The organism is Bradyrhizobium manausense, from assembly GCF_001440035.1.
GTDB lineage: Bacteria > Pseudomonadota > Alphaproteobacteria > Rhizobiales > Xanthobacteraceae > Bradyrhizobium > Bradyrhizobium manausense.
Genome location: NZ_LJYG01000099.1, coordinates 8,848 through 34,202, shown reverse-complemented (window position 1 = coordinate 34,202; position 25,355 = coordinate 8,848). Strand labels below are relative to the sequence as shown.

26 protein-coding genes and 1 pseudogene are annotated in these 25,355 nt (G+C 63.5%); 13 read left to right on the top strand and 14 right to left on the bottom strand.

Going from position 1 to position 25,355, the window contains the following annotated elements; translation table 11 throughout:
* Window positions 1-68: 68 nt before the first annotated feature.
* From AOQ71_RS24150 to hisB, 6 genes are all read right to left on the bottom strand, one after another.
* Window positions 69-389: a phosphoribosyl-ATP diphosphatase gene (locus tag AOQ71_RS24150; RefSeq protein ID WP_057752038.1), complete on the bottom strand. Its 321-nt coding sequence runs from the start codon at window positions 387-389 to the stop codon at window positions 69-71.
* A 77-nt stretch (window positions 390-466) separates the two neighbouring features.
* The gene (gene hisF / locus AOQ71_RS24145; RefSeq protein WP_057752035.1) at window positions 467-1,240 is read right to left on the bottom strand and encodes an imidazole glycerol phosphate synthase subunit HisF; all 774 of its coding nucleotides are present in this window, start codon (window positions 1,238-1,240) and stop codon (window positions 467-469) included.
* Between the two features lie 3 nt (window positions 1,241-1,243).
* Window positions 1,244-1,981 (bottom strand): 1-(5-phosphoribosyl)-5-[(5-phosphoribosylamino)methylideneamino]imidazole-4-carboxamide isomerase, encoded by a 738-nt coding sequence (gene hisA / locus AOQ71_RS24140; RefSeq protein ID WP_057752032.1) that lies wholly within the window; start codon window positions 1,979-1,981, stop codon window positions 1,244-1,246.
* A gap of 151 nt (window positions 1,982-2,132) precedes the next feature.
* Entirely contained in the window at window positions 2,133-2,783 is a 651-nt protein-coding gene (hisH, locus tag AOQ71_RS24135) for an imidazole glycerol phosphate synthase subunit HisH (RefSeq protein WP_057752029.1), read from the bottom strand.
* Window positions 2,780-3,313, bottom strand: coding sequence for a DUF2628 domain-containing protein (locus AOQ71_RS24130; RefSeq protein WP_057752026.1), 534 nt, complete (start codon window positions 3,311-3,313; stop codon window positions 2,780-2,782). Before AOQ71_RS24130 ends, hisH begins: the two co-directional genes overlap by 4 nt.
* Before the next feature lie 67 nt (window positions 3,314-3,380).
* On the bottom strand, window positions 3,381-3,974 hold the full coding sequence (gene hisB, locus AOQ71_RS24125) for an imidazoleglycerol-phosphate dehydratase HisB (RefSeq protein WP_057752023.1): 594 nt from the start codon (window positions 3,972-3,974) through the stop codon (window positions 3,381-3,383).
* 190 nt (window positions 3,975-4,164) lie between these two features.
* On the opposite strand from hisB, the gene hslV reads away from it, so the two are divergent.
* The 5 genes from hslV (at window position 4,165) to AOQ71_RS24100 (ending at window position 8,477) form a co-directional block, all read left to right on the top strand.
* Window positions 4,165-4,725, top strand: coding sequence for an ATP-dependent protease subunit HslV (hslV, locus tag AOQ71_RS24120; protein WP_057752020.1), 561 nt, complete (start codon window positions 4,165-4,167; stop codon window positions 4,723-4,725).
* Between the two features lie 3 nt (window positions 4,726-4,728).
* Window positions 4,729-5,214 (top strand): GNAT family N-acetyltransferase, encoded by a 486-nt coding sequence (locus AOQ71_RS24115; RefSeq protein ID WP_057752017.1) that lies wholly within the window; start codon window positions 4,729-4,731, stop codon window positions 5,212-5,214.
* Window positions 5,211-5,816 carry a DUF2585 domain-containing protein gene (locus AOQ71_RS24110; RefSeq protein WP_057752014.1) on the top strand — a complete coding sequence of 202 codons (606 nt, stop codon included), beginning with the start codon at window positions 5,211-5,213 and terminating at the stop codon, window positions 5,814-5,816. Before AOQ71_RS24115 ends, AOQ71_RS24110 begins: the two co-directional genes overlap by 4 nt.
* A 52-nt stretch (window positions 5,817-5,868) precedes the next feature.
* Window positions 5,869-7,173 carry an ATP-dependent protease ATPase subunit HslU gene (gene hslU / locus AOQ71_RS24105; RefSeq protein WP_057752011.1) on the top strand — a complete coding sequence of 435 codons (1,305 nt, stop codon included), beginning with the start codon at window positions 5,869-5,871 and terminating at the stop codon, window positions 7,171-7,173.
* 179 nt (window positions 7,174-7,352) lie between these two features.
* Window positions 7,353-8,477 carry a hypothetical protein gene (locus tag AOQ71_RS24100; protein WP_057752008.1) on the top strand — a complete coding sequence of 375 codons (1,125 nt, stop codon included), beginning with the start codon at window positions 7,353-7,355 and terminating at the stop codon, window positions 8,475-8,477.
* 93 nt (window positions 8,478-8,570) lie between these two features.
* Here AOQ71_RS24100 and AOQ71_RS24095 read toward each other — a convergent pair whose 3' ends face one another.
* The 3 genes from AOQ71_RS24095 to AOQ71_RS24085 are packed head-to-tail and all read right to left on the bottom strand — an operon-like array spanning window position 8,571 to window position 11,408.
* Entirely contained in the window at window positions 8,571-9,185 is a 615-nt protein-coding gene (locus tag AOQ71_RS24095; protein ID WP_057752007.1) for a Smr/MutS family protein, read from the bottom strand.
* Complete coding sequence (mltA, locus tag AOQ71_RS24090) at window positions 9,182-10,726, bottom strand: murein transglycosylase A (protein WP_057752004.1); 1,545 nt, start codon at window positions 10,724-10,726, stop codon at window positions 9,182-9,184. Before mltA ends, AOQ71_RS24095 begins: the two co-directional genes overlap by 4 nt.
* Window positions 10,704-11,408, bottom strand: a complete 705-nt coding sequence (locus tag AOQ71_RS24085; RefSeq protein ID WP_057752362.1) for a Tim44/TimA family putative adaptor protein — start codon at window positions 11,406-11,408, stop codon at window positions 10,704-10,706. Before AOQ71_RS24085 ends, mltA begins: the two co-directional genes overlap by 23 nt.
* 426 nt (window positions 11,409-11,834) lie before the next feature.
* Between AOQ71_RS24085 and secB the strand changes: the two genes are divergently transcribed.
* A complete protein-coding gene (gene secB, locus AOQ71_RS24080; RefSeq protein WP_057752001.1) occupies window positions 11,835-12,320 on the top strand; it encodes a protein-export chaperone SecB in 486 nt (161 codons plus the stop codon).
* A 9-nt stretch (window positions 12,321-12,329) separates the two neighbouring features.
* On the opposite strand, the gene dnaQ is transcribed toward secB, so the two are convergent.
* The 4 genes from dnaQ to AOQ71_RS24060 are packed head-to-tail and all read right to left on the bottom strand — an operon-like array spanning window position 12,330 to window position 15,173.
* On the bottom strand, window positions 12,330-13,046 hold the full coding sequence (gene dnaQ / locus AOQ71_RS24075; protein ID WP_057751998.1) for a DNA polymerase III subunit epsilon: 717 nt from the start codon (window positions 13,044-13,046) through the stop codon (window positions 12,330-12,332).
* A gap of 41 nt (window positions 13,047-13,087) precedes the next feature.
* Window positions 13,088-13,687 (bottom strand): dephospho-CoA kinase, encoded by a 600-nt coding sequence (coaE, locus tag AOQ71_RS24070; protein WP_057751994.1) that lies wholly within the window; start codon window positions 13,685-13,687, stop codon window positions 13,088-13,090.
* A 23-nt stretch (window positions 13,688-13,710) separates the two neighbouring features.
* Window positions 13,711-14,319 carry a Maf family nucleotide pyrophosphatase gene (locus AOQ71_RS24065; RefSeq protein WP_057751991.1) on the bottom strand — a complete coding sequence of 203 codons (609 nt, stop codon included), beginning with the start codon at window positions 14,317-14,319 and terminating at the stop codon, window positions 13,711-13,713.
* Window positions 14,320-14,327: 8 nt separating this feature from the next.
* Window positions 14,328-15,173 carry a pyruvate, water dikinase regulatory protein gene (locus AOQ71_RS24060; RefSeq protein ID WP_057751988.1) on the bottom strand — a complete coding sequence of 282 codons (846 nt, stop codon included), beginning with the start codon at window positions 15,171-15,173 and terminating at the stop codon, window positions 14,328-14,330.
* 461 nt (window positions 15,174-15,634) lie between these two features.
* Between AOQ71_RS24060 and hemJ the strand changes: the two genes are divergently transcribed.
* The 7 genes from hemJ to AOQ71_RS24025 all read left to right on the top strand — a co-directional run bounded on the left by hemJ (window position 15,635) and on the right by AOQ71_RS24025 (window position 24,309).
* Window positions 15,635-16,069, top strand: coding sequence for a protoporphyrinogen oxidase HemJ (gene hemJ / locus AOQ71_RS24055; RefSeq protein ID WP_057751985.1), 435 nt, complete (start codon window positions 15,635-15,637; stop codon window positions 16,067-16,069).
* A gap of 260 nt (window positions 16,070-16,329) precedes the next feature.
* Complete coding sequence (rho, locus tag AOQ71_RS24050) at window positions 16,330-17,595, top strand: transcription termination factor Rho (protein WP_057751982.1); 1,266 nt, start codon at window positions 16,330-16,332, stop codon at window positions 17,593-17,595.
* Between the two features lie 314 nt (window positions 17,596-17,909).
* Window positions 17,910-19,256 carry a tRNA uridine-5-carboxymethylaminomethyl(34) synthesis GTPase MnmE gene (mnmE, locus tag AOQ71_RS24045; RefSeq protein WP_057751979.1) on the top strand — a complete coding sequence of 449 codons (1,347 nt, stop codon included), beginning with the start codon at window positions 17,910-17,912 and terminating at the stop codon, window positions 19,254-19,256.
* Between the two features lie 432 nt (window positions 19,257-19,688).
* Window positions 19,689-21,569 (top strand): tRNA uridine-5-carboxymethylaminomethyl(34) synthesis enzyme MnmG, encoded by a 1,881-nt coding sequence (gene mnmG / locus AOQ71_RS24040; protein WP_057751976.1) that lies wholly within the window; start codon window positions 19,689-19,691, stop codon window positions 21,567-21,569.
* 9 nt (window positions 21,570-21,578) lie between these two features.
* Complete coding sequence (gene rsmG / locus AOQ71_RS24035) at window positions 21,579-22,352, top strand: 16S rRNA (guanine(527)-N(7))-methyltransferase RsmG (protein ID WP_057751973.1); 774 nt, start codon at window positions 21,579-21,581, stop codon at window positions 22,350-22,352.
* A 30-nt stretch (window positions 22,353-22,382) separates the two neighbouring features.
* Window positions 22,383-23,264, top strand: coding sequence for a ParA family protein (locus tag AOQ71_RS24030; RefSeq protein WP_057751970.1), 882 nt, complete (start codon window positions 22,383-22,385; stop codon window positions 23,262-23,264).
* 157 nt (window positions 23,265-23,421) lie between these two features.
* Window positions 23,422-24,309 carry a ParB/RepB/Spo0J family partition protein gene (locus AOQ71_RS24025; protein ID WP_057751967.1) on the top strand — a complete coding sequence of 296 codons (888 nt, stop codon included), beginning with the start codon at window positions 23,422-23,424 and terminating at the stop codon, window positions 24,307-24,309.
* 285 nt (window positions 24,310-24,594) lie between these two features.
* Here AOQ71_RS24025 and holA read toward each other — a convergent pair.
* Window positions 24,595-25,355 (bottom strand): annotated as a pseudogene (holA, locus tag AOQ71_RS24020) (DNA polymerase III subunit delta); the annotation flags it as partial.

The following is a 25,355-nucleotide window of genomic DNA, read 5'->3' as shown; positions in this document are numbered from 1 at the left end:
GCATGATCTCTTCGGAAAACCGCTTCACACGTTGCGCCAACGCGGTGCTTCGGATCCGGATCATGCTGTCAGCCCTTACGCGACGCTTTCTCTTCCAACCCCGACATATTCGTGCGCTTGTCGAGGGCAGCTTCCACCTCTTCCAACTTTACGCCGCGCGCCTTGAGCAGCACAAGGAAGTGATAGAGCAGGTCGGCACTTTCGGCGATCAGATGCGCGCGATCGTTTTCGACTGCTGCGATTACGGTTTCGACTGCTTCCTCACCGAACTTCTTGGCGCAATGTTCGGCGCCCTTGTCGAGCAGCTTGCGGGTATAGGAGGCCTCGCCACCGGAGGCCGCGCGGGCGTCGATGGTTTGGGCGAGGTCATGGATCGTGAAACGCGGCATCGGAATACTCAGGAACAGATCCGGCCAGACAGGCCTTTTCCCATCGGCCTGTGTAGCATTTTTACCAAGGGGAGTCGTCAGGCATCCATGCGCATGGGCAAGCCCCGCCGCGCCATGTGCTCCTTGGCTTCACGAATGGTGAATTCCCCGAAATGGAAGATGGAGGCGGCCAGCACGGCCGTGGCGTGGCCGTCGCGAATACCGTCGACGAGGTGATCGAGATTGCCGACGCCGCCCGAGGCGATTACGGGAACGGGAACGCTGTCGGCTATCGCCCGGGTCAGCGGGATGTCAAACCCCTGCCTGGTACCGTCGCGGTCCATCGAGGTGAGCAAAATTTCACCAGCGCCGAGCGAGACCACTTCCTGGGCGTATTCGATGGCGTCGATGCCGGTCGAGTTGCGACCGCCATGGGTAAAGATTTCCCAGCGGTCGCCGCCCGGGCGCTTGACCCGCTTGGCGTCGATGGCGACCACGACGCACTGCTCGCCGAATTTTTCGGCAGCTTCCTTGACGAACTCGCGCCGCGACACCGCGGCGCTGTTGATCGAGACCTTGTCCGCGCCGGCGCGCAGCAGCGTCTTGATGTCGTTGACTTCGCGCACGCCACCGCCGACGGTGACGGGCATGAAGCAGGCCTCGGCCGTGCGCCGGACCACATCCAGCATGATGCCGCGGTTCTCATGGGTCGCGGTGATGTCGAGAAAGGTCAGCTCGTCGGCGCCGGCGGCGTCATAAGCGATCGCGGCTTCGACGGGGTCGCCGGCATCGCGCAAATCGACGAAGTTGACGCCCTTGACGACGCGGCCGTCCTTGACGTCGAGGCAGGGGATCACGCGCACCTTGAACATGTGTCAGCTCCTGCGCGCGTTGCGGATCAGGGCGAGGGCGGCGGCTGGATCGAGCCGGCCGTCGTAGAGCGCGCGGCCGGCGATCGCGCCGGCGAGCTTTTTCGCACGCGGCGTCAGCATGGCCTTGACGTCCTCGATCGAAGCGAGCCCGCCCGAGGCGATCACGGGAATCGCAATCGCATCGGCGAGCGCGATGGTCGCATCGAGGTTCAGGCCCTTGAGCAGGCCGTCGCGCGCGATATCGGTGAAGATGATGGCGGCGACGCCGGCATCCTCGAATCGCTGTGCGATCTCCAGCACTGTCACCTGTGAGGTCTCGGCCCAACCTTCGACGGCGACCTTGCCGTCGCGTGCGTCGAGGCCAACGGCGACGCGGCCGGGGAATTTCTTGGCCGCTGCCTTCACCAGCTCCGGATCGCGCACCGCGGCGGTGCCGATGATGACGCGGGTGATGCCTTTCTCAAGCCAGGCTTCGACGGTCGCGAGATCGCGAATGCCGCCGCCGAGCTGCACCGGGATCGGAATCGTCTTCAGCATCGCCTCGACGGCGTGCGCATTGACAGGCTTGCCGGCGAAGGCACCGTCGAGATCGACGACGTGGAGATACTCAAAACCCTGCGCAACGAAGCTCTGGGCTTGAGCTGCGGGATCGAGGTTGAAAACGGTCGCGCGCGCCATGTCGCCTTGCTCGAGGCGCACGCACTGACCGTTCTTGAGGTCGATCGCGGGAAAGAGAATCATGTCGCACCTGCTCTCGTTCCCGTCATGGGAACGCACCTGCCAGCTAAGCACTCCGTCATTGCGAGCGCAGCGAAGCAATCCAGACCGCCGCCGCGGAAAGACGCTGGATTGCTTCGCTGCGCTCGCAATGACGAGGTGAGAGCGGAGGCCATCACGGTTTCCATCGCAAAAAATTCGAGATCAGGGCCAGCCCAAAGCGCTGGCTCTTCTCGGGGTGAAACTGCGTGCCGATGGCGGTGTCCTTGGCGACGATCGCGGTGACGGGCCCGCCGTAATCGGCGCGCGCGAGCACATCCGCTTCATTGGCCGCGTTGAGGTGGTAGGAATGCACGAAATAAGCGTGCTGCCCGTTCGGGCCGAGCGGCAGCTTGTCGAGCACCGGGTGCTGTTGCAGCAGCTCGAGCGTGTTCCAGCCCATGTGCGGGATCTTCAGGCTCTCGTCACGCGGCGTGATCTTCTCGACGTCGCCGCCGATCCAGTTCAGGCCTTCGGTGACGACATGCTCCTTGCCGCGGCTCGCCATCAGCTGCATGCCGACGCAAATGCCGAAGAACGGCCGCGCCTTGACGCGCACGGCTTCGGTGATCGCCTCGACCATGCCGTTGACGGCATCGAGGCCGCGCCGGCAATCGGCGAAGGCGCCGACACCAGGCAGCACCAGGCGATCGGCTTCATAGGCCTGATCGGGATCGCTGGTGACGAGGACTTTCTGCGGATTGTCCAGGCTGCGCGCGGCGCGCTCAAAGGCCTTGGCGGCGGAATGCAGATTTCCGGAACCGTAATCGATGATGGCGACGCTCATCGTGATGACCCTCCCGGTTCTGGAAACAATCCAATGATGCCGCCGGCCGGAAGCGGCGGCGGGTTCGAAAATGGCTGGCCCGGCACATTGCGGGTCGGCGGCGGGCCGCCGCGATCGACCGCCCATTGGTCGTTGACGATGCCCTGCTGTGACTTGCTCCAGCGCTCGAAGAACCGCCACTCGGCGGTGTCTTGGTCAGCGGCGACGACGACGTCGAGCTGCCGCCACTTGCCGCGTGACAGGGTCCAGCGGCGCAGGCTCGAGGCCTCAAAGCCCGTCAGCAGCGCGACGATGATGTTGGCGAGGAAGATCGAGGGGCGACCAACACCGAGGCTGGATAGCCCCGCATCGAAGGCGGCGAGGAACACGATCCAGCCGATCAGCGCCAGCCACAGCCTGTTCCAGGCCAGCCAGAACGGACCAAGGATCATCGCCCAGACATGGAAGCCGTCGCGCACGAACACGAACTTGTCGGTCGCGCGCAGATCGGCGCCGCCGGGGAAGGGAGCATGAACTGTGTAGACAGGCATTTTCGATGCCCCGCTCTCGAGAATGAAGTCGATGCCGCCGACGGCGCGTGGCCGGCAGGATGGAGAGTCAGCCGCCAAGCGAGCCCTTGGTGGAGGGGATTTCGCCCGCCGCCCTGGGATCGATCGCAACCGCGGTGCGCAGCGCCCGCGCCAGGCCCTTGAAGCAGGACTCGGCGATATGGTGGCTGTTATCGCCATATAGGGTCTCGACGTGGAGAGTCACGCCGGCGTTGATGGCGAAGGCCTGGAACCACTCGCGCACCAGCTCGGTGTCGAACTCACCGATCTTGTGGCGGGGAAATTCCGCCTTGAACACCAGGAACGGGCGGCCCGAGATGTCGATGACCACGCGCGTCAGCGTCTCGTCCATCGGCATGTGCACGCCGGCATAACGGGTGATGCCCGCCATGTTGCCGAGCGCCTGCTTGACCGCCTGGCCGAGCGCGATGCCGGTGTCTTCGGTGGTATGGTGATAGTCAATGTGCAGGTCGCCAACCGCCTTGACCGTGAGGTCGATGCGGGAATGGCGGGCGAGGAGATCGAGCATATGGTCGAAAAAGCCGATGCCAGTCGCGATATTGGCCACGCCTGATCCATCGAGGTTCACGGAGACCTCGATGTCGGTTTCCTTGGTCTTGCGCTTGATCGTCGCGGTGCGCATGGAAAATCGGTTTCCATTCTAGCTTTGAGCCGAAAACGCCAGTCTCTTAACAGCCAAATGACGCCTTCGCTACTGCGGGAACGGCTGGCCGGGCCTCTACTTCTGCCTATGGTGAGCAAATTCGGCCCGGAACGGCCCGTTGTGCGCCTGCTCCCGACCGCTTAAATCAGCCGGACAACGAGGGTCATTCATGCAGGATTCCCACAACAGCTCGCCGGTCTGGCACGGCACCACGATTTTGACGGTCCGCAAGGGCGGCAAGGTGGTGGTCGGCGGCGACGGCCAGGTCTCGATCGGCCAGACCGTGATCAAGTCAAACGCCAAAAAGGTGCGGAAACTCGGCAAGGGCGATGTGATCGGCGGCTTTGCCGGCGCCACAGCCGATGCCTTCACCCTGTTCGAGCGGCTTGAGAGCAAGCTGGAGCAATATCCGGGGCAATTGACCCGGGCCGCGGTCGAGCTCGCCAAGGACTGGCGCACCGATCGCTACCTCCGCCGGCTGGAGGCCATGATGATCGTGGCCGACAAGGACGTCTCTTTGGTGCTCACAGGCACCGGCGACGTGCTCGAGCCCGAGGCCGGCGTGATGGCGATCGGCTCCGGCGGCAATTACGCGCTGGCCGCGGCGAGGGCCCTTGTTGACACCGACAAGGACGCCGAGACCATCGTCCGCCGCTCCCTCGACATCGCCGCCGACATCTGCGTCTACACCAACCGCAACGTCACCATCGAAGCGCTGTCCACCGGTTAGGTCGTGGAGCCCGGCTACGCCTTCCACCCGCTGAGCGCGGCCGATTTGCCGCTGATCCGGCGATGGCTCGGCGAAGCGCATGTGCGGGAATGGTGGGGCGATCCGGGCGAGCAGTTTGCACTCGTCAGCGGCGATCTCGATGAACCGGCGATGGAGCAGTTCATCGTCTTGGCCGGCAACCGGCCGTTCGGCTATCTTCAATGCTATCGCCTGACCGCCTGGAATACGGGCTTCGGGCCACAGCCGGAGGGCACGCGTGGAATCGACCAGTTCATCGGCGACAGCGACATGATCGGACGCGGCCATGGTTCGGCGTTCATCCGCCAATTTGTCGATGAGCGGTTCGGCAACGGCCTGCCGCGCATGGTCACCGATCCCGATCCGCTCAACCTGCGCGCCTTGCGCGCCTACGAGAAATCAGGCTTCGTCCGTGACCGCATGGTCGAGACGCCGGATGGCACCGCGCTGTTGATGGTGCGTGAGCCGTGACCCTGACGAGCACACGCCAGAGCAGGGCCGCACTGCCGCCGCTCGCCTTCCTCGGCATCGCGCTGCTGCTGCTGGCGCTGCAGGCCTCGATCCTGTTTGCGATGGGGCGCGTGCCGATCTGCACCTGCGGCTATGTCAAGCTGTGGCACGGCGTTGTGAACAGCTCGGAGAATTCCCAGCACATCGCCGACTGGTACAGCTTCTCGCACGTGCTGCACGGCTTCCTGTTCTACGGGCTGACGTGGCTGCTGTTTTCGCGGCATCTCAGCTGGCCGGCACGGCTGATCATCGCGATGCTGATCGAGGGCGCCTGGGAGATCGTCGAGAATTCGCCTGTAATCATCGAGCGCTACCGCGCCGGCACGATCTCGCTGGATTATTACGGCGACAGCATCGTCAATTCTGTCTCGGACACGCTGTTCATGGTGCTGGGGTTCCTCACCGCACGCGTGCTTCCTGTTACCGCAACCGTCGCGCTCGGGCTCGCCTTCGAGCTCATGCTGGCGCTGCACATCAGGGACAATCTGACGCTCAATATCCTGATGCTGATCCATCCGATCGAGGCCGTGAAGCAATGGCAATCCGGTCCGCCGATCATCTGATGACCCAAAAAGCGGCTTGTCCCCGCCGGTTTCTGATCCTAGCTAAGGTGCCATGACAGACTTTTCCCCCCGCGAAATCGTATCCGAACTCGACCGTTTCATCGTCGGCCAGGGCGACGCCAAGCGCGCCGTCTCGATCGCGCTGCGCAACCGCTGGCGCCGGCAGCAGCTCACCGGCTCGCTGCGCGAAGAGGTGCTGCCCAAGAACATCCTGATGATCGGGCCCACCGGCGTCGGCAAAACCGAGATCGCGCGCCGTCTTGCCAGGCTTGCGAACGCGCCGTTCCTGAAGGTGGAAGCCACAAAATTCACCGAGGTCGGCTATGTCGGCCGCGACGTCGAGCAGATCGTGCGCGACCTCGTCGAGGTCGCGATCGCCCAGGTCCGGGAGAAGAAGCGCAAGGACGTGCAGGCCCGCGCCCAGCTCGCCGCCGAGGAGCGCGTGCTCGATGCGCTGGTCGGCGCCAATGCAAGCTCGGCGACGCGGGAATCCTTTCGCAAGAAGCTGCGCGCCGGCGAATTGAACGACAAGGAAATCGAGATCGAGACGCAGTCCTCAGGCGGCGGCATGCCGATGTTCGAGATCCCGGGCATGCCGGGCGCGCAGATGGGCGCCATCTCGATCGGCGATATCTTCGGCAAGCTGGGCGGCCGCAGCAAGACGCGGCGACTGACCGTCGAGGGCTCGCACGAAATTCTCGTCAACGAGGAATCCGACAAGCTGCTCGATACTGATCAGCTCACGCTGGAGGCGATCAGCGCGGTCGAGAACAACGGCATCGTCTTCCTCGACGAGATCGACAAGATCTGCGCCCGCGAAGGCCGCGCCGCCGGCGACGTCTCGCGCGAGGGCGTGCAGCGCGACCTGTTGCCGCTGATCGAGGGCACCACGGTCTCGACCAAGCATGGCGCGGTCAAGACCGACCACATCCTGTTCATCGCCTCCGGCGCCTTCCACGTCGCCAAGCCGTCGGACCTGCTGCCGGAGCTGCAGGGCCGCCTGCCGATCCGCGTCGAATTGCAGGCACTGACCCGCGACGACATGCGCCGCATCCTGACCGAGCCCGAGGCCTCGCTGATCAAGCAATATGTCGCCTTGATGCAGACCGAGGGCGTGACGCTCGACATCACCGACAGCGCCATCGACGCGCTCGCCGACGTGGCGGTCGCCGTCAATTCCACCGTCGAGAATATCGGCGCGCGCAGGCTGCAGACCGTCATGGAGCGGGTGCTGGACGAGATCTCCTTCACCGCCCCCGACCGCAACGGCGAGACCATCAGGGTCGATGCCGATTTCGTGCAGAAGCACGTCGGTGACCTCGCCAGGAACGCCGACCTGAGCCGGTTCATTTTGTAATTCGGGCCCGCCGCGCTATTCATCCGGTGTCGTCCCGGCGAAGGCCGGGACCCATACTCACCAGCAATCCTTGTTGGAAATGATAGCAGCCCCAGCGCCGGCTCAAAGCAAACAGTCGTGGTTATGGCTCCCGGCCTTCGCCGGGACGACGCTCGAATTTGACGCGCCACGAGTGCCACATGCTCGCTGACGTCAAGAAAAACCCCTGGCGGCTGTTGCTCGCGATCAACGCGGCCGTGATCATCGGCGTCTTCATTCACAAGGTGAAGCTGCCGCCTTACGTCCCCTACATCCATCTTGTCGTCGACTATCATTTCGGCTTCATCAAGCGCGCCCTGATCGGGGCGATCGTTGCGCTGTTCACCGCGAAGGTGCCGGTGTGGCTTGTGTTCGCGATCTCAGGAACGGCGTGGCTGGCGACGCTGGCGCTGTTCGTGCGGCTGTTTCAGAAGACGTTCGGCTTCACCGCGAAGACGCTGCCGCTGTTCGTCTTCATCGCGGGCTCGCCGTACTTCCTGAAGAATTTCATGCACACGCTCGGCCATTTCGACATCTATGGCTGCCTCGCAGCGCTGGTGCTGCTGCTGATGCCGGCGGGCTCATTGCTGTTCGTGGCGACGGCGGCGCTGTTCTCGATCATTCTCGTGCTGATCCACCACATTCATCTCTTGATGTATGTGCCGACCATCATCACCATCGTCGTCATCAGGCATTATCTCTCGTACGGCATCACCAGAGCCAATGTCGCATTCGGCCTCGTGGCATTGCTCTGCATCAGCGCGCTGTTCTTCGCAGCGCAATTCCTCGGCACCATGCCGATCCCGCAGGCTGATTTTCTCGCCTATCTGAAGAGCCGGATGGCCGATCCGTCACGCGAGGATCTGCTGCAGTTCGCCTACATCTGGTATCAGCCGCTCTCGAAGGAAATCTCCGACACCTGGGCCCGGCTGCCGCACAACAGCCTCGGCATTCCCGTGTTCGCCCTGCTGTTCTGGCTCCACACGCCGCTATGGCGCTATTTCGCCGACCTGATCCGCGCCCTCGCGAGCGAGCTCCACCGCCGCTTCGTCATCGCGGCCCTGATCGGCGTCAGCCTCGCCTATCTCGTGATGTTCGCGATGGTGTTCGACTATTCGCGCTGGATGTCGAATTGGGCGGTGTGCATGGTCCTGATCCTGCACGCCGTGAAGATGCTGCCGGCCAGGCACGAGACGCCGCTGATTCCGGCCGAGGACAGGAAGACAAACATCTTCGGCCTGATCATCACCCTGATCCCGCGCGTCGGGATCGTGAGGCCGTTCTGAAGGTGACCTCAATAGCAACCTCGGAGAAGGTGCGCCCCCTCTCCCGCTTGCAAGCGGGAGAGGCAAGAGGGGCCCGGGCCCGGCTTGACTCCACTAGAATCTCGCCCGCCGGATCCGCACATACAGCGCGCCCTCACCGCCGTGGCCGATGCCGGCTTCCTCGAACCCGACCACGAAAGCGCGGAATTCGGGCAGGCTCAGCCATTCCGGCACTTGCCGACGCAGCACCCCGCTTTCGCCGCCGCTGCGGCCCTTGCCGGTGATCACAAGCACGAAGGTCAGGCCATCATGATGGGCACGATGCAGGAAGCCGGTCAGCGCGCGGTGGGCACGCGTTTGGGTCATGCCGTGCAGATCAAGCCGCGCCTCGATCTCGCTGCGGCCGCGCGAGAGTTTTGTGCGTTCGCGCTTGCCGAGCGGGGCCAGCGGCGGCAACGACGGTTTTGACGGCCGCGCGGCCGAGGCCGCAGCCAGGGGTCGCGGCGACAATGCTTGCTTGGCGACCGGCTTGGTGACCGGCTTGGCGACCGGTGCTGCCGGCGACGGCTCAGCGCGCGGCGCGGTGTGCAGCTTGGTCGCCCGAGGCTTCCGCAGCGGCTTGACCTGCTTGGCGACGAGATCCCACAGCTCGCGATCTTCTTCGCTCAAGCCACGACGGCGCGGCGAGGGACGCGGATCCAGCACGGGCGGACGGGACGATCGCTTCATTGCTGGTGGGGACGGGTCTTCATGTGCCTGCGCGGTTCGCGGACAGGTTCTATCACAGGACGCGGCGCCGGAAGCGGCACCGGGCTCGCAACAGCAACAGTCTCGTCCTTGCCTGAGGTTGCGACGGATACAACCGGCTTCGCCGCAGGTGCTTGCGGAAACAGTTTTGCGATCTTCTCCGACGGCCGCGGATCCGGCACCGGCAGCCTGGCCGCGCGCGTGGCGGGATCGAGGCTCTTCGGCACCAGCATGACGAAATGCATGGGGTGGCGCAGCCGTCCCGAGACACGGCCGGCTTCAAGCCCCGCACCAAAATAGAGATCCGCGCGGGCAGGCCCGATAATGGCGGAGCCGGTATCCTGCGCGATCATCAAACGATGGAACGGCGTCCTGGCGCGGTCGGATTCGATCGGCAGCTCGCCTTCGATGAAGAACGGCGTGCCATAGACATGCAGCGACTTGTCGACGGCGATCGAGCGGCCGGCGGTCAGCGGAATGCCTTGCGCCCCGACCGCCTCGTCCTTGTCGGACAGATTGACCTCGTGGAAGAAGATGTAGGAGCGGTTCTGCCGCCGCAGCTCCTTGGCGCCATCAGGGTTTTGCGCCATCCACTCCCTGATCTTCTGCATCGACATCTCTTCCTTCGGAATGATGCCGCGCTCGATCAGGATGCGCCCAACCGCCGTGTAGGGATAGCCGTTATAGGAATCGTAATTGAGCCGGATGGTCGAGCCGTCCTCGAACTTGATCCGCGCCGAGCCCTGGATCTGGGCGAACAAGAGATCCGTCGGGTCCTTCAGCCAGGCGATCTCCAGCCCGCGGCCGGCGATCTTGCCGTCCTCGATCTCGCCGCGGTCGTAATAGGGCACGAGCTTGCGGCGGCCGATCTTGCGATACACAGGTCCCTTGTTGGGCAGGTTGACCGAGGCCTGATTGAAGCCGCGCACGAACAGGTTGGAGGGTCGGCGATAGACCGGCACGTTGTAGATTTCGCTCTGCGTGCGCGATCCTTCCAGCACCGGCTCGTAATAGCCGGTGACGAAGCCATCGGGCTCGCCGAGGCGCGAGATTCGCAGCGGCGAAAAATTTTCCTCGAAGAAAGCCTTTGCGCTGGCATCGTCGCTCGGCTCGCGCGACCTGGCGGCGCGGCAGGGCTCGCTCAACGAGCCGCCGAGAGCCTTCACTTCAAGTGCTTTCGGTTCAGGAGCGCCGGTCTGTGCGTTGATCGAGCGGCAGCTGGCGCGAAAGGTCTTGTAGGCGGCGAGATGATCGTCATCGCTCCAGCCCTTCACGTCGGCCCAGGCCAGCGGCAGGTATTGCGCGCCGGGAATTTCGAACGGAAGAGGGAGCTGCGGATAGGGCAGTGCACGCGGCGGGATCGCGGCCATTTCAGGGGCGCGATGATCACGATAATGATGACTGCGGTAGTGGCGCCGCGCGGCCTCGGCGCCAAGCGAAAACGAAGCCAGCACGACGAGAGCTGCGCAAAGCGCCGTCGCGCTGTTCTTCAGAAAGAGCTTAATTCGCGCTTCCGGTGCCAACCAACTTCCAGTTCGGATCGCGAGAGGTGGTGTCGCGGGCGAAAGTCCAGATGTCAGTGATGTCGGCGACCTTGTCGGGATTGCCATCGACGATGTTGCCGGCCTTGTCACGGGTGACCGAGATCATCTGCGAGACGAAACGCACGGTCAGCTGCGCCGTACGGTCGCGCAGCTCGGCGCCGACCAACTCGGCCTTGTCGATCGAGACGAAACGCGTCTCGGTTTTCTGCTCGTTCTTCTCGCGGTCCTTGATCGCAGCGTCGAAGCTTTCATAGACCTCCGACGAGAGCAGGTCGCGCAGCGAGCGGCGATCGCCATTGGCAAAGGCCAGCACGATCATCTCATAGGCGCCGCGGGCGCCGGACAGGAAGTGGCGCGGGTCGAAGGTGGAATCCCGCTCGACGATGGCGTCGAGACCCTGGGCCAGTGCGGTGCCCGGCTCGGTCAGGCCCTTCCAGCGGTCCGACGGCGGCGCCGGCTCGGCCGTCGGCGCCAGCGGCGGCTGATCGATCACCTTGCCCGGCATGGTCACGACGTTCTTGTCCGGGGCACCACCCAGCGCATTGCGGGCGGTGCGGTCGAACGGCGGGCGCTCGTTGCCCGTCCGCTGCCCCAGCACGCTACGCAGCCGCAGAAAAATAAAGACCGCCAGCGCAAGGAAGATGATGGTGTAGATGTCCACGTCGTATCGCTTTCTGGTCTTTACCCAAGTCTTTTGGGCCAAGGCTTCTTTGGGGTCGCTGCCGGGAAAATCAATCCGGCCAGTAGACCGTTCCATACCGGAACGGCAAGATGACATCACCCTTTTTGGCCCGCGCGCCTCGTCCGCGGCATGTAGGCACGAAATCTGGCCCGGCCAATGGCGCCTTTTGGCACAGCGGCAAGTGTAGCGCGTTTTATCCTTGAGGGGAAACCCGATCGTGGGGCGGAAATCGCGCATCTTCAAGCGTTTAACGCGCGATTTGGTGTCCAGGCCGGGTCAAGCGTCACTGTTGTGGGCGGAGCCCGGATCGACTCGCCGGGTGCCGTTCGTCCTTGTGGAATGAGGCGGCCCTATGTTAGCCAACCGCCGCGAAATTCAGCCCCAATCGGGTAAGGAGAGATTTTGATGACCAACGGTAACGGCACCCCTCCCGAGGCGGCCCAGGCTCCCCAGCTCAATGTGCTGGCGCAATATACCAAGGACCTGTCCTTCGAGAATCCGAACGCGCCGAGCTCGCTCCAGCAGCAGAGCCAGCCGCCCCAGATCAATATCCAGATCAATGTCAGCGCCAACAACCTCAGCGAAACCGAATTCGAGGTGACGCTGTCGGTCGAAGGCAAGGCCGAGACCGCTGGCAAGGTGATGTTCTCGTTCGAGCTGGCCTATGCGGGCGTGTTCCGCATCGCCAACGTGCCGAAAGAGAATTTGCACCCGCTGGTGATGATCGAATGCCCGCGCCTGCTGTTCCCATTCGCCCGCGAGATCATTGCCACCGCCGTGCGCGACGGCGGGTTCCCGCCGCTGATGCTGGACCCGGTCGACTTCGTCGGTCTCTATCGCCAGAACATGGAGCGGCAAATGGCCGCTCAGCAGCCGGCCGGTCAAGCCTGAGCTGTCGATCTAGCCAGCGGGAGAGGCGACTGGAGCGGCGAGATATTCGTTCCAGATCGCCTTTTCGCCCATTGTTGCGATGAAGGCCCGGTGGGCCTCGCGCTCGGCGTCTGACACCCGCGGCGCAAGGGCTACCGGCCGCTGCCGCCGCGGCGCATCGCCGGCGGTATTGACGCGAATTTCCTCGGTCTCCGACGCGAGCAGCAGCTGCGACTGCCGCGCTCCGACCAGATCGACGTAAACCTCAGCCAGAAGCTCGGAGTCGAGCAACGCGCCGTGCTTGGTGCGGTGTGAATTGTCGATCGAATAGCGCGAACAGAGATCGTCGAGCCGGTTCGACACGCCGGGATGCTTGCGCCGCGCCAGCAGCAGCGTATCGACCAGCCGCTCGCGCGGAATCGGCGCGCGCTTGATCCGGTCGAGCTCGGCATTGATGAAGCTGATGTCGAACGAAGCGTTGTGGATCACCAGCGGCGCATCGCCGATGAATGCCAGGAATTCGTCGGCCACCTCATGGAATAGCGGCTTGGTCGAGAGAAACTCGGACGACAGTCCATGCACCGCAAAGGCTTCCGCCGGCATGTCCCGCTCGGGGTTGATATAGACGTGATAGGTCTGCCCCGTCGGCATGCGGTTGAAGATCTCGACGCAGCCGATTTCGACCAGGCGATCGCCGCGCAGCGGATCGAGGCCGGTGGTTTCGGTATCGAGAACGATTTCACGCATGATTTTGAGATGCCGTGCAGGAAGCCGTAGAACTCGGCGAATCAGGTCCGCCGCTGCGGCATCTTAACGACCTCGGCCAGGATGTGCGTGATTTGCGCGCGCACCGGCTCAAGTCCGTGCGAGGTATCCACGACGAAATCTGCCCGCTTGCGCTTTTCGGCGTCGGGCATCTGCTTGGCGATGATGGCGTTGAGCTTGGCCTCGTCCATGGTTCCCCGCGCCAGCACGCGCTCGCGCTGGAGCTCCGGCGAGGTCGAGACCACGACGACGGCGTCGACCCGCTTCTCGCCGCCGGTCTCGAACAACAGCGGGATATCGAGGACCACGACCGGCGCCTTGGCGTCCTCCGCATCGGCAAAAAATTTTTGCCTGGAAGCGCCGAGCATCGGATGGACGATCTGCTCGAGCTGCTTGATCGCGGCGGGATCGTGCACCACCCGTGCGGACAGTTTGGTCCTGTCGACCTTGCCGCCCGCGGTGGTGCCGGGGAAGGCGGCCTCGATCGCCGGCGCGGCCTCGCCTTCATAGAGCTGATGGACAGCGGCATCGGCGTCGTAGACGGGCACGCCCGCCTCCGCGAACAACTTTGCGGTGGTGGATTTACCCATCCCGATCGAGCCGGTTAGTCCCAGGATCCGCATCAGCGCGCAGCCATCCCTGTCAGTTAGACCGCAACCAGCCGCTGGCTCCGCAGGAACGCAAGCAACGGCAACAGCGGCAGGCCGAGAATGGTGAAATGGTCGCCCTCGAGACGTTCGAACAGATGGATGCCCAGCCCTTCGAGCTGATAGGCGCCGACGCTGGTGGTGACCGCCTCGCCAGCCGCGTCGAGATAGGCTGAAAGCTCGGCCTCGGTCATCTGCCGCATGGTCATGCGAGCTATCGAGACGTCCTCAAAGAGGATCTTGCCGTCATGTGCCACCGCCACGGCTGAATTCAGCTCGTGCGTGCGGCCCGCGAGATCTCGCAGATGTGCCAGCGCCTGTGTGCGCCCGGCAGGCTTGTAAAAAAGGCGGTCGCCGAGCGCCAGCGTCTGGTCAGCACCGATCACATAGCTCCCCGGATGATTGGTCGAGACTGCTTTCGCCTTCTCGCGTGCCAGCAGCAGACCGATCTCACGCGGATTCGAGAGCTTGGACGCAACCTGAATGCCGCGTTCGTCGATGTCAGCCGTAATGGCCTTGAATTCGAGTCCGGCATTCGCCAGCAGCATTTTGCGTGCGCTGCTCTGCGAGGCCAGGATCAACGGAGTTTTGCCGCGCCATAGACCCATGTCGAAAGCTATTCCGGGGGCCGGTTGCGTTGGCGATCGCTGTAGAGCTTCATGATCGCCGCTGCGGTTTCCTCGATCGAGCGCCGGGTGACGTCAAGCAGCGGCCAGTCGTGCTTGGCGCTCAGCTTGCGCGCAAACGCGACCTCTTCGGTCACCGATTGCCTGTCCGTATAGGAGTCGCTGCCCGATCCGGATTCGGCGCCCATCGAGAGCAGGCGGTTCTGGCGGATCTGGATCAGGCGTTCCGGCGTTGCGTGCAGGCTCACCACCAGCGGCCGGGTCAATGTCTCCAGCTGCGCCGGCACGGGGATGCCCGGAACCAGCGGCACGTTGGCGGTGCGGATGCCGCGATTGGCGAGATAGATCGAGGTCGGCGTCTTCGAGGTGCGGGACACGCCGACCAGCACGACGTCGGCTTCCTCCAGACCTTCAACATGCTGCCCGTCGTCATGGATCATCGTGTAGTTCAGCGCATCGATGCGCTTGAAATATTCGGCGTTGAGCACGTGCTGCGCACCGACGCGGCCCGTGGTCGCGGCACCCAGATAGGCTTCGAACAATTGCATGACCGGGCCGATGATCGACAGGCTCGGAACATTGATCGCCTTGCACTTGTCCTCGAGCCTGGAGACCAGATCCTTCTCCAGCAGCGTGAACAGCACGATCCCGGGCGCTTCCTCGATCTCGTCGAGCACGCGGTCGAGCTGCTTCTGGCTGCGCACCAGCGGATAGACATGCTCGACCGGCGTGACATTCGCGTACTGCGCTGCGACGGCGCGCGCGACCGTAATCAGGGTCTCACCGGTGGAGTCGGAGACGAGGTGCAGATGGAAATAATTGCTCGAGGTCGGCACAAAAACTCTTTGTATGGGGGCTGTGTGGTTTGTGGATTTCTGTGGAGCTTAACCCCTCGGAAAGGGTTGCGCGACACCAGGGGCGGGACATCTGCCAATTTTCTTCACACCGCTGCCTGTCAGAACAAATCCGACGGCCTGTCGAGAGCGAAGCGGGATTGCGCGGATAACCCCGTTGATAAGCTGCGGACAGAGATGCGCAAGCCTTTGTATCCGGACCATTTATCTGGCCGGACGGGAACCGGCCCGGGACGTGTTGATGGATGTGAACAAGCGCTCGCGACCGCGCGGACGGCATTGTGTGAGTCCAATCCACGGTCACTCAGACTCAAACCTTTAAGAATCTAAGATTCTAGATTTGAGGAAGGCCCTAGGGACGGATATGTGTGGAGGTGAGACCTTAACGAGTTCTTACTATCCCCAGCCCGACTGACGGCTGGGCGAAAAGTCGGACGCCTGACATGTTTGAAGACGTCTATCTCTGGATCAAGGCGGTGCACGTGATCGCGGTCATCGCCTGGATGGCCGGCATGCTCTATCTGCCCAGGCTGTTCGTCTATCACTGCGAAGCCGAGATCGGCTCGAAGCAGTCAGAAACCTTCAAGGTCATGGAACGCCGCCTGCTCAAGGCGATCATCAACCCCGCCATGATCCTCACCTGGCTCGCCGGGCTGTATCTCGCCTGGGCCGGCCATTGGTTCAGCTTCGGCTGGCTGCACGTAAAACTGGCAATGGTGCTGGCGCTGTCCGCGGTCCACGGCTTTTTTTCCCGTTGGCTCAAGGACTTCGCCGCCGACAAGCGCCCGCACAGCCAGAAATTCTTCCGGATTATCAATGAGGTGCCGACCGCCCTGATGATCATCATCGTTATCATGGTGATCGTGAAGCCGTTCTAGGCGAGATTTGAGGCAGGAAACGTGAACGATCGCTCAGAGCTTCGGCTTGCGGAGTGGAAAGCGATTTTCTATATTATCGATATCCCACCCAACGCAGGCGGATGTGGTTGTGTCCGAGCTTTTTGAAGGCCGGACACCGCATCAGGTTTGAAGCCCCCACCGGCACTTAACCTTGCCAGACCTGCGGACCTTACCTTCTCACGTCCGCATTTCAGAGCCTCCTCGCACCCCTCCCAAGGTTACCCCACAGGACCACCCCAATGCGGGAAATCAAACTCGAAGACCTCAAATCCAAAACGCCGGCCGAGCTCGTCTCGTTCGCGGAGGAGAATGGGGTCGAGAATGCCAGCACCATGCGCAAGCAGGAGCTGTTGTTCGCTATCCTCAAGCAACTCGCGCTCGCCGAAACCGACATTGTCGGCCAGGGCGTCGTCGAGGTGCTCTCCGACGGCTTCGGCTTCCTCCGCTCGCCCGATGCCAATTATCTGCCGGGCCCTGACGACATCTACGTTTCGCCCTCGCAGATCCGCCGCTTTGGCCTGCGCACCGGCGATACCATTGAAGGCCATATTCGCAGCCCGAAAGAGGGCGAGCGCTATTTTGCGCTGCTGAAGGTCAACACGCTCAATTTCGAGGACCCGGAAAAGGCCAAGCACAAGGTCAATTTCGACAACCTCACGCCACTGTTTCCGAATCAGCGTTTCCGCATGGAAATCGACGATCCGACGCGGAAGGACCTGTCCGCACGCGTGATCGATATCGTCGCGCCGATCGGCAAGGGCCAGCGCGCGCTGATCGTCGCGCCGCCGCGCACCGGTAAGACCGTGCTGATGCAGAACATCGCGCATTCGATCACGGCCAATCATCCCGATTGCTATCTGATCGTGCTCTTGATCGACGAGCGTCCGGAAGAAGTCACCGACATGCAGCGCTCGGTGAAGGGCGAGGTGGTGTCGTCGACCTTCGACGAGCCGGCGGTGCGTCACGTCCAGGTCGCCGAAATGGTGATCGAGAAAGCCAAGCGCCTGGTCGAGCACGGCCGCGACGTCGTCATCCTGCTCGATTCGATCACGCGCCTCGGGCGCGCCTACAACACCGTGGTGCCGTCATCGGGCAAGGTGCTCACCGGCGGTGTCGACGCCAACGCGCTGCAGCGCCCGAAGCGCTTCTTCGGTGCCGCCCGCAACATCGAGGAGGGCGGCTCGCTCACCATCATCGCGACCGCGCTGGTCGATACCGGCAGCCGCATGGACGAAGTCATCTTCGAAGAGTTCAAGGGCACCGGTAACTCGGAGCTGATCCTCGACCGCAAGGTCTCGGACAAGCGCACCTTCCCGGCGATCGACATCTCGCGCTCAGGCACCCGCAAGGAGGAACTCATTACCGATCCGCAGGTGCTCAAGAAGATGTACGTGCTCCGCCGCATCCTCAATCCGATGGGCACGATGGATGCGATCGACTTCCTGCTCGACAAGCTGCGCTCGACCAAGAGCAATTCGGAGTTCTTCGACTCCATGAACACCTGAGCCAGGGTGCAGAAACATTTTGGGGCGCCCTCGGGGCGCCCTTTTTTTTGTGCGGCTTTGCTGCGGAAAGGCTGCAGCATAACGGTCCGGCTCGGATTCGAAGCCTGTTTTCGATATATCGCTTTGATATATCTCAAAAATACTTGATTCCTGCTGCACCGATATTGCGGGCCGAAGGGATTTCTGCAGCAAAATGGCGGCGCTCTATATTGCATTGCAATATAAATTTATGCCGATTGGAACGCAGTGAACAAGCCCGCCAGCGTCCGCCAACAGGCCGTTTGCCTTTTCCCCGCCAGGTGGACAAATAGGCCATGCACCCGCGAGACCAGACCATCTTTGCGCTGTCATCCGGCCGACCGCCGAGCGCAATCGCCTTGGTGCGTGTCTCCGGTCCGCAAGCCACGCTCGCCCTGACATTGCTCGCGGGCAGGCTGCCGACACCGCGGCAAGCAACCCGCCGCGTGCTCCGCGACGGCACGGGTCAACCGATCGACGAGGCCGTCGTGCTCTGGTTTCCGGGGCCGGCCAGCGCGACCGGCGAGGATGTCGCCGAATTCCACATCCATGGCGGCCGCGCGGTGCTCGCTGCGCTCTTCACCGCTATTTCGCTAATTCCGAATACGCGCGCAGCCGACCCTGGCGAGTTCACGCGGCGCGCGTTCGAGAACGGCAAGCTCGATCTCACCGAAGCCGAGGGTCTCGACGACCTCATTCATGCCGACACGGATCGTCAGCGCCGCCAGGCGCTGCGGCAGTTGCAGGGTCTGCTCGGCCATCGCGCGCGCGATTGGCGCGAGCGCATCATCGAAGCCTCGGCGCTGATCGAGGCCGGCATCGATTTTTCCGATGAAGGCGATGTGCCGGCGGAGCTGAGGGCGCCGGCGGTGAGAGCGATCCAGGCGCTTTACGATGAAATTGCAGATGTCCTTGCGGCACAAGGACATTCTGAACGCCTGCGCGACGGACTGGTGGTCGCCATTGCCGGCGAGCCGAATGTCGGCAAGTCGACGCTGATGAACCAGCTCGCCCGCCGCGAGGTCGCGATCGTCTCGCCGCACGCCGGGACCACGCGCGACGTGATCGAGGCGCAGCTCGATCTCGACGGCTACCCGGTCACCGTCATCGACACGGCCGGGATCCGCGAGACCGATGATCCCGTCGAGCAGGAAGGCGTGCGCCGGGCGAGGGCGCGGGCCGACGATGCCGACCTGGTGCTGTGGCTGGTGGAGGGAGACCATGCCGCCGATCCGGATGCGGTACGGTTGCTTCGGAGATCCGAAGAGGGCGATCGGCCAGATGGGTCAGTCTGGATCGTGCGCAACAAGATCGACCTCGGTGGCGCCGATCCGCGCGGCGAATTCGCAATCTCGGCGAGCCGCGGCGATGGCATCGCCGAGCTGGTCGACGCCCTCGTCAAGTTCGCCTCGGATTTCTTTGGGACCACCGAGGGCGGAATGGTGACTCGAACCCGCCAGCGGGATCTGTTGAGCCAAGCGTCGGACAGCTTGCGCCGGAGCCTGGAGCTTGTAGAAGAGGGCGAAGAGCTGGCCGCCGAAGAATTGCGTGCCGCCGCCTATGCCTTGGGCCGGCTGCTCGGCCGGGTGGACGTCGAGGACGTCCTTGGTACGATCTTCCAGAAATTCTGTATTGGAAAGTAGAGCTAGTTCTTCAATGTAGAACTAGAGCTTGTTCCATTGTTTGCGTTTCACGTGAAACAGGAGGGTTCCGCGTGTTTCACGTGAAACGTGGAGGAGGGGCCCCCAGCCCCCGGTCATTGCGAGGAGCCTTGCGACGAAGCAATCCAGAACCTCGCGGTGGTGGGAATTCTGGATTGCTTCGCTGCGCTCGGATTGCTTCGCTGCGCTCGCAATGAGGGTGGCCGGAACGGGCCTCAGTCTCTTTCTCGCACCTCGCCTCGCGCCCCATCTGTTTCACGTGAAACAGATCCCCACTCAAACGACTTTCCTTCTGTGCATGGGGTTGTTTCGCGGGAGCCGTCGGGCCTTCCGTGGCCGCCCTGTTTCACGTGAAACAGCCGCGCACCCAGTTTCTACTTCCGGCTTTCCCCCCGCTGAGCTAGAAGTCCCGCCATGCGACAGGAGCGAGAGAGTTTCGACGTCATCGTCATCGGCGGGGGCCATGCCGGCTGCGAGGCCGCGGCTGCGGCTGCGCGAATGGGCGCCGTGACCGCGCTGGTGACGCACCGGTTCTCCACCATCGGCGCGATGTCCTGCAATCCCGCCATCGGCGGTCTCGGCAAGGGCCATCTGGTCCGCGAGGTCGATGCCCTCGATGGTCTGATGGGCCGGGTCGGCGACGCCGGCGGCATTCAATTTCGCGTCCTGAACCGCCGCAAGGGTCCGGCAGTCCGCGGTCCACGCGCCCAGGCCGATCGGAAGCTTTATGCCGCCGCGATGCAGGTCGCGATCCGGGAGACTGCAGGCCTTTTCGTCATCGAAGGTGAGGCCGACGAACTGATCGTGGTCGATGGCCGGGTCACAGGACTGCGTCTGGCCGATAGCCGGGAGCTCCGGGCAGGGGCTGTTGTGGTCACAACCGGCACCTTCCTGCGTGGTCTGATCCATCTCGGTGAGAGGAATTGGCCCGCGGGCCGGGTCGGCGAGGCCCCTGCAATGGGCCTTTCAGCCTCCTTTGAGCGGGCCGGCTTTACCCTCGGACGCCTCAAGACGGGCACTCCGCCGCGTCTCGACGGCTCGACCATCGACTGGTCCGCGGTCGAAATGCAGCCCGGCGACGAGCCGCCGGAGCCGTTCTCGGTGATGACCGAGCGGATCACGACCCCGCAGATCCAGTGCGGCATCACCCGGACTACGGCCGCGACCCATGAGGTGATCCGGGCCAACGTCCATCGCTCCCCCATGTACTCGGGCCAGATCAAGAGCTCCGGTCCGCGCTATTGCCCGTCGATCGAGGACAAGATCGTCCGCTTCGGCGATCGCGACGGCCACCAGATCTTCCTGGAGCCCGAAGGGCTCGATGACAGCACGGTCTACCCCAACGGCATCTCGACGTCGCTGCCGGAGGAGGTCCAGCTCGCGATCCTCGCGACCATCCCCGGCCTTGAGCAGGTGAAGATGGTCCGCCCGGGTTATGCCATCGAATACGATCACATCGATCCCCGGGAGCTCGATCCGACCCTCCAGACCAAGCGACTGCGCGGTCTCTTCCTGGCCGGGCAGATCAACGGCACCACGGGATATGAGGAAGCCGCCGGCCAGGGCATCGTCGCCGGCCTCAATGCAGCGCTCGCCGCCAGCGGTGCTGCGCTGACCGTGTTCGACCGTGCCGACGGTTATCTCGGCGTGATGATCGACGATCTCGTCACCCGAGGGATCACCGAGCCCTATCGGATGTTCACCTCGAGGGCCGAGTACCGGCTGACCCTGCGGGCCGACAATGCCGATCAGCGCCTGACCGCGAAGGGGATCGCGCTGGGCTGCGTCGGCAGCGCCCGTATCAGGCACCACCGCGCCAAGATGGACGCGCTGAACGCCGCCCGAACCCTCTCGAAGTCCCTGACCATCACCCCTAACGAGGCGATCAATCACGGGCTGTCCCTCAACCGGGACGGTCAGCGCCGCTCGGCGTTCGAGCTGATGGCCTATCCCGAGATCGGCTGGAGCCAGGTCCGCGCGATCTGGCCGGAGTTGGCGTCCATCGATCCAGTCATCGCCACCCATCTCGAGATCGACGCCAAGTACGACGTCTATCTGGAGCGCCAGAGCGCTGACGTCGAAGCTTTCCGGCGTGACGAAGGCATGGTGCTGTCGGAGGTCGACTATAGCCTCGTCCCCGGTCTCTCCAATGAAGTCCGGGCCAAGCTGGAGAAGGCGCGGCCGTTCACCGTCGGCCAGGCCGGCCGGATCGACGGCATGACACCGGCCGCGCTCGGCATCCTCGCGGCCTATCTCCGCCGCGAGGCCCGAAAGTCGTCCAAAGCAATCGCATAGGCGTTTCACGTGAAACAGCGCGGATCGGGCGGGGACAGGCCGCTATCGCGACGACCTGGAGCCGGCGAGGGCGCTCGTCATCGACCGGATCCGGCACCAGCCCGGACAAGGATCGACAAGGCCGGCGCCAACGATCAGGCGCTCGACTCCATCATCGCCGCCGACAAGCGCGCGGCACTCAAGCTCGCGCCCGTTTCACATGAAACGGAGGCCCGGCTCGATCGCTATATCGCTTTGCTCCGGGAGTGGCAGGCCAAGACCAATCTGGTCGCGCCGTCGACCCTGCCGAACCTCTGGACGCGGCACATCGCCGATTCGCTTCAGCTCGTCGATCTCGCCCCGTCTGCAAAACGCTGGGCCGACCTCGGCAGCGGCGGCGGTTTTCCCGGCATCGTGCTGGCCTGCGCCATGGCGGGGACCCCGGACGCTCGTGTCCATCTTGTCGAGCGAATCGCCAAGAAGGCCGCCTTTCTGCGCGAAGCTGTTCGCGTCACCACATCTCCGGGGGTCGTACACCTCGCTGAGATCGGGGATAATGTGGATAGAATCACCGGCCCCGTCGATTGCGTCACCGCGCGCGCGCTGGCTCCGCTACATCAACTCATCGGCTTTGCGGAGCCGCTGATGCGCCAAGGTGCAAAGGCGTTATTTCCGAAGGGTCAAGATGTAGAGGCTGAATTGACCGAAGCCGCTAAATATTGGAATATTCGGCCGCAACTCCACCGAAGCCGGACGGGTGACGGTTGGATCGTCGAGCTGACTTCAGTTGAACGGCGCGGGTGAGGCGCTCAGGGGTTGGGTTGGGGAATTTCGATGACCGTGATGGACGAGCCGCAGCAAGACCAGGGCGCCCAGGAAAGAGCTGACCGAGAAAAAGCTGAAGTGCCGCATGGGCACCCGCGCATCCTGGCGCTGGCGAATCAGAAGGGCGGTGTGGGAAAAACAACCACCGCGATCAATCTTGGCACAGCACTCGCCGCGATCGGCGAGCGCGTCCTGATCGTCGATCTCGATCCGCAGGGCAACGCCTCGACCGGTCTCGGCATCGACCGCCGCAACCGCTCCTGCTCGACCTATGACGTGCTGATCGGTGAGGCGCCGCTGCGCGAGGCCGTCGTGTCGACCGCGGTGCCGCGCCTGCACATCGCGCCCTCGACCATGGATCTCTCCGGCCTCGAGCTCGAGCTTGGCACCACTGCCGGCCGCGCCTTCAAGCTGCGCGATGCGATCGCCTCGCTCAACAACAACGTCTCGCCGGATGCCGATTACACCTATGTGCTGATCGACTGTCCGCCCTCGCTCAATTTGCTCACGGTGAATGCGATGGCCGCATCGGACGCGATCCTGGTGCCGCTGCAGTGCGAGTTCTTCGCGCTCGAAGGTCTGTCGCAATTGCTGCAGACGGTGGAGCAGGTGCGCTCGACTCTCAATCCGAACCTGTCGATCCATGGCATCGTGCTGACCATGTTCGACTCGCGCAACAACCTCTCGAACCAGGTCGTCGCCGACGTTCGCCAATTCATGGGCGAGAAGGTCTACAAGACCATGATCCCGCGCAACGTGCGCATCTCGGAGGCGCCGTCCTACGGCAAGCCGGTGCTGGTCTACGATCTCAAATGCGTCGGCAGCGAAGCCTATTTGCGGCTCGCCACCGAAGTGATCCAGCGCGAGCGCGAGCTGCGGACGACGCATTGACGATGCCGTGGTGCCGTAGGGTGGGTTAGCCGAAGGCGTAACCCACCACTGTCTATGTCCGTGGAAACAGAAGCGGTGGGTTACGCTTCGCTAACCCACCCTACGATTAAAAAATTCAGTTCTGGAGTGCTGCAGCGTGAATCCAAGGGAGCTGGCGATGGCCGATGAAGCGCGTTCGCGACTGGGCCGGGGTCTTGCAAGTCTGATCGGTGACGTCGGCGGCGAAGCCCAGCACGTCGACCGTCCGCGTGCGCAGCGCAAGGTGCCGATCGAATTCATCAAGGCCAATCCGCGCAACCCGCGCCGCACGTTTTCGGACACCGAGCTCAAGGAGCTCTGCGAGTCCATCAAACAGCACGGCGTGATCCAGCCGATCGTGGTCCGTCCCGTCAAGGGCGCGCAGGATCGCTTCGAGATCATCGCCGGCGAGCGGCGCTGGCGCGCTTCGCAGATGGCTGGCCTGCATGAGGTGCCGATCGTGCCGGTCGACATCAGCGACAGCGATGCGCTGGAATTCGCGATCGTCGAGAACGTGCAGCGCGAAGACCTCAATCCGATGGAAGAGGCGCAGGGCTATCATGCGCTCGCCAACGAGTTCAAACGCAGCCAGGACGACATCGCGAAAGTCGTCGGCAAGAGCCGCAGCCACGTCGCCAACATGATGCGGCTGACCAAGCTGCCGGCCGAGGTGCAGGCCTTCATCGCGACCGGCGAGTTGACCGCCGGTCACGCCCGCGCGCTGATCGGCGTGCCGGATCCGCTCGCCGCCGCCAAGCGGATCGTTGCGGAGGGGCTCAACGTCCGCCAGACCGAAGCGCTCGCGCATGAAGAGGGGGTCCCGGAGCGCAAGCCGCAAAAGCCGCGCTCCATCAGGTCTAAGGAAAAGGACCCTGATACGATCGATCTCGAGAAGCGCGTCAGCGACGCGCTCGGCCTCAAGGTCACCGTCAATCACCGCGATCCCGGCGGCTCGGTCCAGATCAACTACCGCAACCTCGATCAGCTCGACGAGGTGATGAAGCGGCTGACGAAGGGCGGACTGTAGGCTCAGCAACTTCCTATGACCGTCACCCCCGCGCAACGGCGAAGCCGTTGTCGCTGGAGGTGGCCGCTTCTTCAGCGGCCCTCGAAGGGCGACGGCCCGGTTGCATCGGGGCCGTTCATCCTTCGAGGCTCCCCGCGCACCGCGTTGCGCCGCGCGGCTCGCACCTCAGGATGACGGAATTCGTCATTGCGAGCGTAGCGAAGCAATCCAGAATCTCTCCGCGGAAAGACTCTGGAGATTGCTTCGTCGCAAGTGCTCCTCGCAATGACGGGGAGAGAGCCGTGGCTACCCCCGCCGCTTCGCGTTCGCCGCGATCGCCATCAGCGTGCGCTGGGCGATGGCGGCGGCGAGCGTCGATTGTTTGCGGGTGTCGAGCGCGGCGGTCGCGAGCTGCTCGATGATGGCAGCGAGCCTTGCCACGCTGAAATTGCGCAGCGCCGTTTCGACCATCGGTTTGCGTGAAAAATGTAAGCGCGGAAATCCGCCGTCCAGCACGGCGGAGGCCGGCTGGCCGCCTGCGATCGCGAGCGCGGATTTGTGCAGCCATGCGGCCTGGCGCTGCGCGGCCGAAATGATCACACCGGGATATGTTCCGGCGATCATGGCTTTTGCGAACTCGGTCTCGACAATGTCGGGCCGGCCGGCGAAAGCGCCGTCGACGATCGGATCGAGCTTGAGCTCGGACGCATCCGCGACCACGGACATCACGTCTTCAAGCGTGATCTCGCCCCTGCCGTGGGCATAGAGCGTGAGCTTGCGCAGCTCGTTGCGCGAGGCCTGCCGGTCGCCGCCGAGGAACGACATCAGCGCGGCACGGGCATCCTGGGTGATACGCAAGTTCGCAATGCGAAGCTCGTCCTCCATCAATTTGGCGAGGTCGCGCTCGGTGTCGGGATAGCAGCCGATCGCCACCGCCATCCTGGCCTTCTCGCAGGCCTTGCGCAGCGGCGATTCGGGACGCAGCTCGCCGGCTTCGATCACGATGCGGCAATCCTTCACGCTCATCTCGGCCAGCGTGTCGATGCCGGCAGCAAAGCTGCGCGAGC